Here is a 14,073-nt window from a genome sequence, read left to right on the forward strand (position 1 = left end):
CCCCCGATGACCCAACAACTGAAAGACCACAGCCTCAAACAGCTTAACAGCCAGTACCTTGCCAAGCTCACGCCGGAGGAACTGCTGCACCTGTCGACCAAGTTGTTGCATGACCTGAAAGAAGCGCGGGAACAGATCAACCAAAACTCCAACAACTCCTCCAAACCACCCAGCAGCGGTTTCCCGTGGGAAACGTCACCCAAAACGGTGGCTTTGCCCGAAACAGAAGGGGTGGGTGCAGCCAGAGGAAAGCCAACCCCGGAACCAGAAGCTGTGGCGGGCACAAAGCCAGCCCAACCAGCCAAACGCAAAGCGGGTAAACAACCCGGCGCACCGGGTTATGGTCGGGTATGGCATCCGCCCATCAATGCAGACGAACACCATTACCCCAGCCGATGTGAAGCCTGTGGCAGGTCCCTGGATGCGGCTGTCTCCCGTATTTATACCGCCTATGACAGTGTGGACATCCAGTTTGGCACGGATGGGAACCCCGGACTGACCGTCATCACCACCCGCCACCACCTTCACGATAGCGTATGCACCTGCGGTCATGTGAGCCGCCATATCCCGCATCGCCAAGCTCCCGACCCGTTATACCCGGAGGTTGATGTGGGCGAGTGGCGGCTGATTGGGGGCAATCTGGCGGCACTTATTGTCCACCTACGGCTGCGCTCACGCTTGTCACTGCGTGGCACACAAGAACTGTTGCGGGAGGTGTTGGGCATTCCCCTAAGTGTCGGGGTGTTGCAGCAATGTTTTGAGGAAGCAGCCGCGAGTGCTTCTCCATTGGAAGATGCCTTGGTGGAAGGGCTGTTGGCAGAAGCCACCGCTGACGGCGGGGTGCTGTATATTGATGAAACCTCTTGGAAAGAGCGTGGCGAAGCCCTGTGGCTATGGACATTCGTCACCACCCTCAGCGTTTGTTTCTACGTAGGGCAGCGCACCATTGAAATGCTCGACAACGTGATTAGCCCCCACTTTGGGGGCTGGCTGATGAGTGATGGCTATGCCGCTTACCGCCACCACCCCAAACGCTTGCGTTGCTGGGCGCACCTGATCCGCAAAGCCCGTGGGCTGGCAGAATCACTGGACAAAGACGGGCGGACGTTTGGCAACTTCACCCTCGCTTGGCTGAGGGTATTACAGGACGACATTTACGCTTGGCGGGCAGCAGGCGGCACGGTGGGGACGCAAACCGACGTGATCCGTCAACGCCATCAGGCAAAACTCCTGGAATTCAGGGCATTATGCTTGATCCATGCCGTATCTGCCCATGACAAGACGGCGGCACTGGCGAAAGAGTTCATCAATGATTGGGATGCCATTTTCCGAATCCTTGACCACCCGTGGCTTCCCTTGACCAATAATGAGGCTGAGCGGGCGTTGCGCCATTGGGTGATCCTGCGCAAAACCAACCATGGCACAAAGAGTGCTACGGGGAGCCGTGCGTTTGCCATGCTGGCCAGCATCATCGGTACTTGCCGCAAACGTGGACAGTCTGCCTTGGCTTATCTTGCCAGTGTTATTACCGCTGCCCGCGCTGGCTTTGCCCTGCCCGCTTTACCGCAAGGGGTGGGGATGTGATCAATTACACTGGCATCCATGCTTTTGCAAAGATAGGTAGTGCAGAATTTAATATTCTACAAGGTGGAAAAGCGAATGGATTTGTTGGCGTATTGAACCAGCATGGGTATAAAAGCATTGCTACATTAGCAACTGGTTCAGGATACTATAATTCAGTTTTGGCTTATAAGAGTCTGGGTTTTGATGATGTCTTGTTTCTGGCAGAAAGCGGTATAATTACTGATAAGGAGAAAGAGCGAGGAGTTTCAGATGCGGGAGTGCTGAAACATAGCCTTTCCAGAATCAAGAATGCTTTAAATACTGCTACGCAACCTATAGTCAGTTACACTTTAGGCATGTATGGGCACTTTCCATATGAGCGTGATTTGAGTGATGAACCAGACATTATTAATTCTGATCATCAGGATGAGCGAGTCAAGAGAATATCAAACCAGTTTTATTACCGGACAAAGGCAGTAGCTGATTTTATCAAGCAACTGACGGCAATTGATTCAAGCTCCATTATTTATATTACCAGTGATCATATACCTCCATTGCTGGATGACAATATCCACTATGGTTTGGATAGGTATGAGAATATTTCTCTTTTTATCAATGATGGACATGCAGTTGATGTTTCCGGGAAAAGGTATTATGAGATTCCTTGGCTAATATGGGACGAATTAACGGGTTTAAAGAATGCGAGAAGCTTGTCAGACAAGGATAGAGAAGAACTCTATTTCAAGCTTTTATTTGAAAGTATCCAGTCTAGGAATCATTGATTCTTGTAACAGGCTCTTCCTTTAGAATAACCCCTGAAAGGCTGATTCCAAAAAATCACCTCGAAACACTGGTAACTGATCGAAAAATTGCAGGAAGCCGGAGCCTTCAGTACCAGCGAACTGGCACGGCTGCTGAAGCGTGATTTTACGCTCAAGACCAAGGCTGCCTGATTTCCCCTGCCAAGCTGCGGACGCGCCCCGCCGCAGTTGGCACGGCAATCGCCTACAATCCCGCCCCACTTTCCGCTATCATACCCTCCTTGATGAACTGCCCATTGGTTTACCCCCATGCTGATCTTCCCCGGTAGCGTTGCCCTCTCTGATTTCCGCCGCAACAAGCTGTTGAGCGCCTTGCAAGCCATCGTGCCCACGATCACTGCTGTGCAAGCCGAATACGTCCATTTCGTGCGCAACAGCCGCGAATTGCACCCCGACGAACACGCCCAGTTGCAAGCGTTGCTGACCTACGAAGAAGTGCAAGGCAGCCACGCTTTCAGCGGCACATTGCTGCTCGTCACCCCGCGCAAAGGCACGATTTCGCCTTGGTCAAGCAAAGCCAGCGACATCGCCCACAACTGCGGCTTGACGATGGTGGAACGCATCGAACGCGGCATTGCCTACGACATCCAAACCACTGCCGCGCTGTCTGAAGCCGAGCGCCTCGCCATTGCCGCGCTGTTGCACGACCGCATGACTGAAATGGTGCTAACCGACCTGCAAGATGCCGTCGTCCTGTTCAGCGAAGCCGAACCCGCCGCCTTGCGCTACGTCGACATCAGCAATGACCCCAAAGCCGCACTCGCCAAAGCCAACACCGATTGGGGCTTGGCACTCTCTGCTGATGAAATCGACTACCTCGCGGAAAATTACGCCGAACTCCAGCGCAACCCCACCGACGTCGAATTGATGATGTTCGCACAAGCCAATTCCGAACATTGCCGCCACAAAATCTTCAACGCCGACTGGATTATCGACGGCAAAGAACAGCCCAAATCGCTGTTTGCCATGATCCGCAACACCCACGCGCACGCGCCCGAAGGCATCCTTTCCGCCTACCATGACAACGCCTCCGTCATCGAAGGCCCCTTGGCAACGCGCTTTCTGACCGACGTAAAAACCGGCGAATACCACTACACCAACGAACCCGTCCACATCCTCATGAAGGTGGAAACCCACAACCACCCCACCGCGATTTCCCCGTTTGCGGGTGCTGCGACCGGTTCGGGCGGCGAAATTCGTGACGAAGGCGCAACCGGCAACGGCTCGAAACCCAAGGCTGGCCTGAGCGGTTTCTCGGTATCCAACTTACGCATCCCCGGCTACGCCCAGCCGTGGGAACACGATTTCGGCAAACCCGACCGCATCGTTTCCGCCCTCGACATTATGCTCGAAGGCCCTATCGGTGCCGCCGCGTTCAATAACGAATTCGGACGCCCTAATATCACCGGCTATTTCCGCACCTTTGAAATGCAAGCCCCCGGTGCCAAAGGCATCGAACTGCGCGGCTACCACAAGCCGATCATGATTGCAGGCGGCATGGGCAATATCCGCGAAAACAACATCAACAAAAACCCACTGCCCGAAGGTACGCCAATCATCGTCCTCGGTGGCCCCGCCATGCTGATTGGTTTGGGCGGTGGCGCGGCTTCCTCAATGGCAAGCGGCACGAGTGCAGAAAACCTCGACTTTGCCTCCGTCCAACGCGGCAACCCTGAAATGCAACGCCGTTGCCAAGAAGTCATCGACCGCTGCGTAGCCTTGGGTTCAGAAAACCCGATCCTCTCGATCCACGACGTAGGCGCTGGCGGCATTTCCAACGCCATTCCCGAAATCGTCAACGATGCCGGACGCGGCGGACGCTTTGAACTCCGTGCCGTTCCCAACGCCGAACTCGGCATGGCTCCGATGGAAATCTGGAGCAATGAAGCGCAAGAACGCTACGTCCTCGCCATTGCCGAAGACCGCCTCGACACTTTCCGCGCCCTGTGCGAACGCGAACGCGCCGTCTACGCTGTGGTCGGTAGTGCCACGATCGAACAACAATTGCTGGTCGGTGACTCGCTGTTTGACAACAATCCGGTGAATTTGCCAATGAACGTGCTGCTCGGCAAACCGCCGAAAATGCTGCGCGATGTGCATCACCAGACTTTCCACAAACCAGAAATCGACCTCAGCGGCATTGAACTGGGTGAGGCGATTGAGCGGGTGTTGCGTTTGCCAACCGTTGCGTCCAAATCCTTCCTGATCACCATCGGCGACCGCACGGTAACGGGCATGGTCACCCGCGACCAAATGGTGGGCGCATGGCAAGTGCCGGTGGCGGATGTGGCAGTCACCTCCAGCGATTACACCACCAATTTCGGCGAAGCGATGGCGATGGGCGAACGCACCCCGATTGCGCTGGTGAATCCGGCAGCGTCTGGGCGTATGGCGATTGGCGAAGCCCTCACCAATATCGCGGCGGCAGACATTGCCAATATTCGCAACATCCGTTTGTCGGCGAACTGGATGGCGGCAGCGGGTTATCACGGCGAAGACGCGGCATTGTTTGACACCGTGAAAGCGGTCGGCGAAGAGCTTTGCCCACGTTTGGGCTTGGCGATTCCGGTTGGCAAAGACTCTTTGTCGATGAAAACGGTATGGCAGCAAGACGGCGAAAACCGAGAAATGATCGCGCCGTTGTCACTGATCGTCACCGCGTTTTCACCCGTGCAGGACATCCGCAAAACCCTGACTCCGGCATTGTGTAGCGACGTTGGTGATACCGATCTGATTCTGGTGGATCTGGGCAAAGGGCGTAACCGCTTGGCGGCTTCTGCACTGGCGCAAGTCTACGGACAAGTCGGGCATCACGCGCCGGACGTGGATAACCCTGCCGCCCTCAAAGCGTTCTTTGACACCGTGCAGGATTTGCGTGGCGAAGATCTGATTCTGGCGTACCACGACCGTGCTGATGGCGGCTTGCTGGCAACACTGGCAGAAATGAGTTTTGCCGGGCATGTGGGCGTGACCGCTTGCATCGGGCAAGTGAGTGAGCAATTGCTGCCTGCGCTGTTCAGCGAAGAACTCGGCGCGGTGCTGCAAATCCGCCATTGCGATACCGACGCGGTGTTGGAAGCGTTCCGCGAGGCAGGGCTGGCGCATTGCACCCACGTCATTGGCGAATTGAACGACAGCGATGAGCTGGTGCTGACCTTTGCCAACAAGGAAGTGTACCGTGCGCCGCGTGCCACGTTGCAGAAGATCTGGGCGGAAACCAGCTACCGGATGCAGGCGTTGCGTGACAATGCCGATTGTGCCGCGCAAGAGTTTGAGCGACTGGATGATGCGCAAGACCCCGGTTTGCCCTTCGCCCCAACCTTTGAGTTGGATGAAGATGTGGCAGCGCCGTATATCCGCACTGGAGTACGTCCCACAGTTGCGGTATTGCGTGAGCAAGGCGTGAACGGGCAGGTGGAAATGGCGGCGGCGTTCGACCGTGCTGGTTTCAAGGCGGTTGACGTACACATGACCGATATTATCAGCGGGCGGGTGAAGTTGAAAGATTTCAAAGGCTTGGTGGCGTGTGGCGGCTTTTCCTACGGTGACGTGTTGGGGGCAGGCGGTGGCTGGGCGAAAACGATTTTGATGAATCCGCGTGCTAGTGATGAATTTGCAGCGTTTTTTGCGCGGCAAGATTCCTTCGGGTTGGGCGTGTGCAATGGTTGCCAGATGTTCTCGCAATTGCGTGACATGATCCCCGGTGCTGCGCATTGGCCACGTTTCTACCGCAACCGTTCCGAACAGTTCGAGGCGCGTTATTCAGCGGTGGAAGTGTTGGAATCGCCGTCGCTGTTCCTGCAAGGCATGGCTGGCTCGACACTGCCGATTGCAGTGGCGCATGGCGAAGGGCGGGCGGTGTTCGACACGGCGACGGCTGAAGGTATGTTGGCGGAAGGGCTGGTCGGCTTGCGTTACGTGGATAATCGCGGCAATGCCACTGAGCATTACCCCGAAAACCCGAACGGTTCGCCGTTGGGGATTACGGGTGTGACCACGGTGGATGGGCGTTTCACTATCATGATGCCGCACCCCGAACGCTTGTTCCGCGCCGTGCAGCATTCGTGGAAGCCGGATGATACGGGTGACGATGGCGCGTGGTTGCGGATGTTCCGCAATGCGCGGGTTTGGGTAGGCTAACGCGTTTGTGCTATGCTGATGCCATGTAATTCTTACGAATAGGAGATGATGGTTATGTCAGCATCACCCGAAGTTATGCAATCCTTAATGGAAAAAATCCGCAACCTTCCTAGTGAACGTGTTGCGGAAATCGTCGATTTTGTTGAGCGTTTACGCGATAAGCTGGCAAAACAAGGCGATATTGGCGTTGTAAAACCCGCCTTCGAAATCCCCGTTTTGCCAGTTAAGAAACCCGTTTTGCCAGTTAAGAAAAATGTGACCAATCCTCTTCCTGTTGTAGGTGGAGTAGCCTTCGAAATAGCTTCGGTGGCGCTAACAGGGGTGGCATATGGTGTTTACAAGAGCTTCAATGAAACAGATTTAAGTTTTAGCCGTGAAGGAATGTATGACGATGATGGGCGGTAAGCTATTTGTTGATACCAATGTGTTGATTTATGCAAGCATTGCCGAGTCTCCTTTTCATCAGGCAGCGCGTCAAGCGTTAGCGGATGCTTATCAAACTTACGATAATCTGTGGATTAGTCCGCAGGTTATCCGTGAATTTTTGGTGGTATTGACCCGTCCACAGTCAGCGTTTGGTGAAGTATCGCGAGAGGCAGTGATGAGCCAGATTGCTTATTTTTATCAAAACTTTGCGATTGCTGAAGATTCTGTGTTGGTGAATCAGCATTTGTTACGACTAATCGAAGATTTTCAAGTATCGGGTAAACAAGTACACGATACCAATATTGTCGCTACTATGCAGGCTTATGGTATTAACACCTTGCTGACCCACAATACTAAAGATTTCAAACGATTTACGTCATTGATTCAGTTGCACGAATTGGTTTCGTGAATTACCTGATCGTTGCTACAGCAGGAGTTCGTCGTGAGTCAGCACTTCATTGAAAATATAAAAATCGAAAATTTCAAATGCTTCGAAAATCTCGAAATCAACGATTTCAAGCGCGTGAATGTTTTCGGCGGCAAAAACAACGTCGGCAAAACCGCACTGCTCGAAGCGATTGAGCTGTTGGTAAAGTCGGTTGAACCTAATTCATTGATTTATAATTCTTATTTGTTATTGAAAAATAGGCAGCAGCGTTCAAAGAATATAACGTTGGATTTCTATAAAGATTTTCCTCATCGTTTCGAGATAAAATCTAATATACGAACTATCAATATTGCAGTTGATAATCTTGTTGAGTTTCATACGACAAATACATCCATAGCGAACATTGAGTTTTCAGTAAATCACGGAAAAAGCAATTTTTCTACAGAGAACTTTTCCAATGGTAATCTTTATGGCGCATTGCATGATTATTTTAAAAATATTATATTTAACAGTTATTTTATTAAATCTTCAAAGATTGATGATAAATTTTTGAGTGTATTGTACGGTTTTGTTTCCGAGCTTAATAAAGAGGATTTTGTAAATAATTCCATAAATAATTTTGACTCATCAATAATGACATTCAAAATCATTCAAACAGAAGATGAAGCGATTCCAAAATTAAAAATTCAAGGACGAGATAAGTTAGTTCCGTTGTCTGAAATGGGTGATGGGATTAGTCGTTATGTGACGATTCTCTGTGCGATTTGGGCAAGTCAGAACGGTTTTTTGTTCATTGATGAAATTGAAAATGGTATCCACTATTCAAACTATAAGAAATTGTGGGAATTGATTTTCATGGCAAGTGAGCAAGCGAATTGCCAAGTGTTCGTTACGACACACTCTAAAGAGTGTATCGAGGCGTTCAACAATGTGCAGCAAGAGCGTAATGATGATACGGGTCGTTACTTTGAGTTGTACCGAAGTGAGAAAAAACAACGAATCGTGGCGGCTGTTCGTGATGCCGAACAACTTCATTATTCTCTGACTCATGGGGCAGCTATTCGTGGCGAATAAACATATCTTGGTCGTAGAAAGTCATAATGACAAACTGTTTATTGAGCAACTGATAGTTCATCTGAAAAATATCAATCTTGAGGTGTCGCCACCAATTTGTAATATTGACGAGTATGAGTGTCTGAGTGGTAACTGAACAGTCCCCCCTTACCCAAACGCACTAAATTTGCGACACTCCCCCGATGACCCAACAACTGAAAGACCACAGCCTCAAACAGCTTAACAGCCAGTACCTTGCCAAGCTCACGCCGGAGGAACTGCTGCACCTGTCGACCAAGTTGTTGCATGACCTGAAAGAAGCGCGGGAACAGATCAACCAAAACTCCAACAACTCCTCCAAACCACCCAGCAGCGGTTTCCCGTGGGAAACGTCACCCAAAACGGTGGCTTTGCCCGAAACAGAAGGGGTGGGTGCAGCCAGAGGAAAGCCAACCCCGGAACCAGAAGCTGTGGCGGGCACAAAGCCAGCCCAACCAGCCAAACGCAAAGCGGGTAAACAACCCGGCGCACCGGGTTATGGTCGGGTATGGCATCCGCCCATCAATGCAGACGAACACCATTACCCCAGCCGATGTGAAGCCTGTGGCAGGTCCCTGGATGCGGCTGTCTCCCGTATTTATACCGCCTATGACAGTGTGGACATCCAGTTTGGCACGGATGGGAACCCCGGACTGACCGTCATCACCACCCGCCACCACCTTCACGATAGCGTATGCACCTGCGGTCATGTGAGCCGCCATATCCCGCATCGCCAAGCTCCCGACCCGTTATACCCGGAGGTTGATGTGGGCGAGTGGCGGCTGATTGGGGGCAATCTGGCGGCACTTATTGTCCACCTACGGCTGCGCTCACGCTTGTCACTGCGTGGCACACAAGAACTGTTGCGGGAGGTGTTGGGCATTCCCCTAAGTGTCGGGGTGTTGCAGCAATGTTTTGAGGAAGCAGCCGCGAGTGCTTCTCCATTGGAAGATGCCTTGGTGGAAGGGCTGTTGGCAGAAGCCACCGCTGACGGCGGGGTGCTGTATATTGATGAAACCTCTTGGAAAGAGCGTGGCGAAGCCCTGTGGCTATGGACATTCGTCACCACCCTCAGCGTTTGTTTCTACGTAGGGCAGCGCACCATTGAAATGCTCGACAACGTGATTAGCCCCCACTTTGGGGGCTGGCTGATGAGTGATGGCTATGCCGCTTACCGCCACCACCCCAAACGCTTGCGTTGCTGGGCGCACCTGATCCGCAAAGCCCGTGGGCTGGCAGAATCACTGGACAAAGACGGGCGGACGTTTGGCAACTTCACCCTCGCTTGGCTGAGGGTATTACAGGACGACATTTACGCTTGGCGGGCAGCAGGCGGCACGGTGGGGACGCAAACCGACGTGATCCGTCAACGCCATCAGGCAAAACTCCTGGAATTCAGGGCATTATGCTTGATCCATGCCGTATCTGCCCATGACAAGACGGCGGCACTGGCGAAAGAGTTCATCAATGATTGGGATGCCATTTTCCGAATCCTTGACCACCCGTGGCTTCCCTTGACCAATAATGAGGCTGAGCGGGCGTTGCGCCATTGGGTGATCCTGCGCAAAACCAACCATGGCACAAAGAGTGCTACGGGGAGCCGTGCGTTTGCCATGCTGGCCAGCATCATCGGTACTTGCCGCAAACGTGGACAGTCTGCCTTGGCTTATCTTGCCAGTGTTATTACCGCTGCCCGCGCTGGCTTTGCCCTGCCCGCTTTACCGCAAGGGGTGGGGATGTGATCAATTACTCTGAGTGGACTTTCAGAGAAAAAACTGAGTGATAAATTGAACGATTTGCGTATAGCTAGCGATAAAGAAGGTATCAGTAAAATTGGCATTATGGTCGATGCCGATGCCAACGGAATTGATGCTCAACTAGCATTGGTCAATTCATCACTCAAAAAAGCAGGCTTCACTATCGCTATCCCATCAGTGAATACTTGGATTTATGATGAGAGTCATTCTTTGAATATTTCATGTCATGTGTTAAATGTTGGTGGATGTGGTGAATTAGAAACGATGTTGCGGGCTATAAAATCTAATGAATCAGTTGTAGCTGATTGTTTGGAGTCATGGCGCGAATGCCTTAATGATAAAAGTAAGACGATAAAGCAAAAAGATTTTGATAAATTTTGGGTGAGTGTTTATCAGCGTTTTGATTGTTGTTCAAGAAATGACAGAAAGCAAGCAGATCGAAAATGTTCTTTTGAAGCCAGCATGAAAAAGCCTATTTGGGACTTTGAGCACACTGCCTTGGCTGAACTCAAAGCCTATTTGGGGATGTTTACGTAAAAAGTGTGGATATTTTCCGCCTTACCCCTTCCCAAACGCTGCTATCAACATCTCCACCATCGCTTTGCGTGATTTGTAACGGTTGCAAAAATCCTTGACCAAATTATGCGCCATGTTTGCTCCATCGGGCATTTTGGCGAGCACGTTCAGCTCGTCAATGACTCGCTCGTAGGCCGTCCTTCCGGTGTTGTCACGCAGGTAATCACAAATCTGGCTGGCGTAGGTTGCTTTAACTTCGTGTGGAAACGCTGTCGCCAGCAAGGGAGCATAGCGTTTGAAAAGGGATGCGCTTTGACCGGGGATCGAGGGCTGTTTGATGAGTTCATAGAGCGCGGGAATATCATTTTCTTCCTGCAATAGCATGGCTCTGGCGGAGTCGTAGCCGCGTGGAACAGGAATCATCCCATACAGCCGTTGCTGTGCACTTGCCCATTCTTCCGCTGGATAAGTCGCTTTGAGTTTGCGGTAATGCTCCAGCGAATACTGAGTGATTTGATACAAATGTTCCAGTTCGGTGCGAATGGTGGGTATATCGTCCTGCAAATAGGCGATTTCTAATAAACGCTTGCGCCATCGGCTAATTGTTCCTGCATTTTTTTGTTGTTCTGCCAAGCGGATACCCGCTTGCAACAGGCTGCGGGCTTTGTCGTAGTCTTTAGCGTCGATGGCTTTCTGTATGAAGGTGTCGCGGAAGTCAGGAATTTCCATGTGTGTGGTCGCAACCGCTTCCATTTCGTCCAGCCTGTTCCACGTTTTGAGTAACGCCATTTTTTGACGCAACAAGGCATCACGTCGCCAATCATTGGGGCTGGACTGTACGTGTTTGTCTAACGCTTGCAGATAAATGTTCTGATCGGTTTCACTGTGTTGCGCCCATTCTTCCAGCAGTTTGGTAAAAGTATCTTCTAGCCCGTATTCGCTGTAGCGGGAGTCAAATTGGGTGGCGAGTACGCGTTTGAACAAGGCGGCTTGTTCAGAGGTGGGAAGTTGTGGATAGGCGGTGGCGAGTTCATCCTTGATGCTGTACATCAGGCTGTTGAGTTCGCCGTTGGAATCGTCAACGTCGTTTGCAATACCTGCGATGCCTTGGGCAATGGTGAAGCAGATTTCTACTTTGGCAGCAGAAGCAAGGTTAGAGGCTGATAAGGTGTCCAGCAGTTCCTGCACTTCATCCGCGAACGCGCTGGCAGCGTCTTCGTCGATGTAATCATAGCTGGAATATTGACGGGCGATTTTATCAAACAATTGCTGGTATTGTTTGGTGGGCGCTTCTGTAGTGGGGGTAACGACTTGGAAACGCAGCAAGAATTTATCCAGCAGCTTGCGGTCGTCGTGCAGCAGTTGGCGGATATAGGTGGCTAAGTCTTCCCGTTTGAGGGTGTTTAGTACCTGATCCAGTTGTTGGCGTTTGGTGGGTGGCGCTGGGAAAGTTGGTTTTACCCGCAACTGCTGGCGTATATTGAGCAAGCTGGCAGCGACGTGCTTGCAAATGTAGCCATCATAAGGGCAGGTGCATGACCAATCGCTGATTTCCTTGCCATCCAATTGGATTTCTACATCGTAAGTGCGCGTCCCCTGTACATCCGCTTGCCAGAATTCAGGTTCAGTTTCTTCCAAATTGTGGACGTATTGCGTGTAGCTTCTGCCGCGTTGCATGATGACCGCATTAATGTGTTGCTCAAAATTATCCAGATTCATGGTGTGTCAGTGTGGTGTCGATGCCTGAATTATAGTGAAGTTTACGGTGCTTTTGCGGTATCAATTCTGTCTGCGCATCACGTAAACCGGTTGTGCAGCCAGCCAGCTACGTAATACTACCAATGTCAATGCGCCGATAAAACACGCACCTTCGGTGAGCGTGCGGATGAGGTTGCCATTTGCCCAACCATCCCGCGTGCTTTGCCAGTCTGAGGGTAGTGCTGCTGGATTCCAGCCCAATATTTCTTGATGCAGCGGAATGTTGATGACGATGCTGACCCAATAGACCCCGATGAAATGCACCAGTGCCACGATCAGCCAATACAGCGCCACGCGGCGTTGGCTTTTCCACGCTGCCATGCCTGCCGAGACAAAGGGAAAGAGGGTTGCGCCGAAAAACAGTAAGGCAAAACCGAGGTTGCGCGGGGTTTGGTTGAGGTGTTGCTGCATTTGGGTGTACGTGGTGGCATCCACTTGTTGAAGGGCGGGGGCAACATCCAGCGTGAAGGCTGTAAATACGCCACAGAGGATGCCTAGCAAAATGGTGGCGAGGAGTTGCGGGATGAGGAGGATTTTTGGGTTCATGGTTTTGGGCTAAAAAGGGGTAGAGTATACGCGTCTGGATTTTTGGAGTCAGTCTAATGAAGCATCAACGTATTCCCATGACTGTCGAGGAGTACCATCTGATGGAGCAGCCGTTCGGTTACAAGGTGGAATATTGGGATGATCATGCGGTTATTACGCCGCGTGAAAATCATGTTGTTACCCAGTTAAGGGTGGTGGCACGGGTAGTGTCGCCTGTTTGCCGTTTGGTTGCGCTTGACCCTAGCCGACAGCAAGAAATGGCTGAAACCTTCTTTGACGCTTTTCATGACACGGTTGAATTCTGTGACTGGAACGAGAGCCATGTTCGGGAGTTCGCTGCCCATAGTATTAGCGGTTATTTTGCTGGGAAGCGCGGCGTACCATATCCTGCTTCTGTGATGGCATTGGCTGAGGATGGTAGCATTATTGGGCTGACGTTATTGCTGACAGACGAGGCGGGGGAGGTGTGCTTGGATTTGTTGTGTGTTGTGCCTGCTTATCAACGTCAGAAAATTGCCACCAGTATGGTTGCCTCGGTGGTTAATCATCTCGCTGTGATGGGTGTCGAGACATTGAGTAGTGCTTACCACATTTGTAACGACAGTAGTCGTCATTGGCATCATCTGTTTGGTTTTGTGGATGTTTATGACCAGATGTATATCCGCTTGAAATATGCTTGGTATCGGAATGAAGTTTGGCGGCGTGACAAGTTGGGGCTAGTCGATGGGTTGGATGCGCTGAAGGCGGAACGGGATTTTTGGTTGGCGCAACTTGATGAGTCTGCCCGATATTAGCTGAATATCGGAGGGCATCCACGATCTTTACTCAATTTTGCCTGTGTTTACACACCTAAAGCATCCAGTTCATCCAGCAGTTGTAATGCCCGCTTGGGGTTGCCGCGTAACTTTGCCGCTATAAAGCGTTGTTTGGCTTCTTCCTCAGCTAATACTTGCACCGATAATTCAAACATGAGCTTGTTCAGGCTGATGTCGCGGAATTTGGCGATACGCTTGAGCTTTTCCGCCATGTCTTCGGGTAAACGGATGGATAACGTTGTCATGCTCTT

At 51.5% G+C, this 14,073-nt stretch carries 12 protein-coding genes; 9 read left to right on the forward strand and 3 right to left on the reverse strand.

What is annotated here, in order from left to right; genetic code table 11:
• The first annotated feature begins 6 nt into the window (after positions 1-6).
• The 8 genes from tnpC (J1836_RS16740) (at position 7) to J1836_RS16775 (ending at position 10,724) form a co-directional block, all read left to right on the forward strand.
• Complete coding sequence (gene tnpC / locus J1836_RS16740) at positions 7-1,584, forward strand: IS66 family transposase (protein WP_242632653.1); 1,578 nt, start codon at positions 7-9, stop codon at positions 1,582-1,584.
• The gene (locus tag J1836_RS16745; protein WP_207252263.1) at positions 1,581-2,345 is read left to right on the forward strand and encodes a sulfatase-like hydrolase/transferase; all 765 of its coding nucleotides are present in this window, start codon (positions 1,581-1,583) and stop codon (positions 2,343-2,345) included. Before tnpC (J1836_RS16740) ends, J1836_RS16745 begins: the two co-directional genes overlap by 4 nt.
• A 288-nt stretch (positions 2,346-2,633) precedes the next feature.
• Positions 2,634-6,524 (forward strand): phosphoribosylformylglycinamidine synthase, encoded by a 3,891-nt coding sequence (purL, locus tag J1836_RS16750; protein WP_207252264.1) that lies wholly within the window; start codon positions 2,634-2,636, stop codon positions 6,522-6,524.
• Positions 6,525-6,578: 54 nt separating this feature from the next.
• Entirely contained in the window at positions 6,579-6,929 is a 351-nt protein-coding gene (locus J1836_RS16755) for a hypothetical protein (RefSeq protein WP_207252265.1), read from the forward strand.
• On the forward strand, positions 6,910-7,359 hold the full coding sequence (locus tag J1836_RS16760) for a type II toxin-antitoxin system VapC family toxin (protein ID WP_207252266.1): 450 nt from the start codon (positions 6,910-6,912) through the stop codon (positions 7,357-7,359). The genes J1836_RS16755 and J1836_RS16760 overlap by 20 nt, the downstream gene beginning before the upstream one ends.
• A gap of 33 nt (positions 7,360-7,392) precedes the next feature.
• A complete protein-coding gene (locus J1836_RS16765; protein WP_207252267.1) occupies positions 7,393-8,412 on the forward strand; it encodes an AAA family ATPase in 1,020 nt (339 codons plus the stop codon).
• 182 nt (positions 8,413-8,594) lie between these two features.
• Positions 8,595-10,172, forward strand: a complete 1,578-nt coding sequence (gene tnpC / locus J1836_RS16770) for an IS66 family transposase (protein WP_242632653.1) — start codon at positions 8,595-8,597, stop codon at positions 10,170-10,172.
• A gap of 45 nt (positions 10,173-10,217) precedes the next feature.
• Positions 10,218-10,724, forward strand: a complete 507-nt coding sequence (locus J1836_RS16775; protein WP_207252268.1) for a DUF3226 domain-containing protein — start codon at positions 10,218-10,220, stop codon at positions 10,722-10,724.
• 21 nt (positions 10,725-10,745) lie between these two features.
• On the opposite strand, the gene J1836_RS16780 is transcribed toward J1836_RS16775, so the two are convergent.
• Together J1836_RS16780 and J1836_RS16785 are read right to left on the reverse strand one after the other, a co-directional pair.
• Positions 10,746-12,422 (reverse strand): SWIM zinc finger family protein, encoded by a 1,677-nt coding sequence (locus J1836_RS16780; RefSeq protein ID WP_207252269.1) that lies wholly within the window; start codon positions 12,420-12,422, stop codon positions 10,746-10,748.
• Positions 12,423-12,482: 60 nt separating this feature from the next.
• Positions 12,483-13,007, reverse strand: a complete 525-nt coding sequence (locus J1836_RS16785) for an anthrone oxygenase family protein (protein WP_207252270.1) — start codon at positions 13,005-13,007, stop codon at positions 12,483-12,485.
• Between the two features lie 56 nt (positions 13,008-13,063).
• Here J1836_RS16785 and J1836_RS16790 point away from each other — a divergent pair, with 56 nt between their 5' ends.
• Positions 13,064-13,801, forward strand: a complete 738-nt coding sequence (locus J1836_RS16790) for a GNAT family N-acetyltransferase (protein WP_207252271.1) — start codon at positions 13,064-13,066, stop codon at positions 13,799-13,801.
• 47 nt (positions 13,802-13,848) lie between these two features.
• Here J1836_RS16790 and J1836_RS16795 read toward each other — a convergent pair whose 3' ends face one another.
• A complete protein-coding gene (locus tag J1836_RS16795) occupies positions 13,849-14,067 on the reverse strand; it encodes a ribbon-helix-helix domain-containing protein (RefSeq protein WP_207252272.1) in 219 nt (72 codons plus the stop codon).
• Between the last annotated feature and the right edge of the window lie 6 nt (positions 14,068-14,073).

The organism is Thiothrix fructosivorans, assembly GCF_017349355.1.
GTDB lineage: Bacteria > Pseudomonadota > Gammaproteobacteria > Thiotrichales > Thiotrichaceae > Thiothrix > Thiothrix fructosivorans.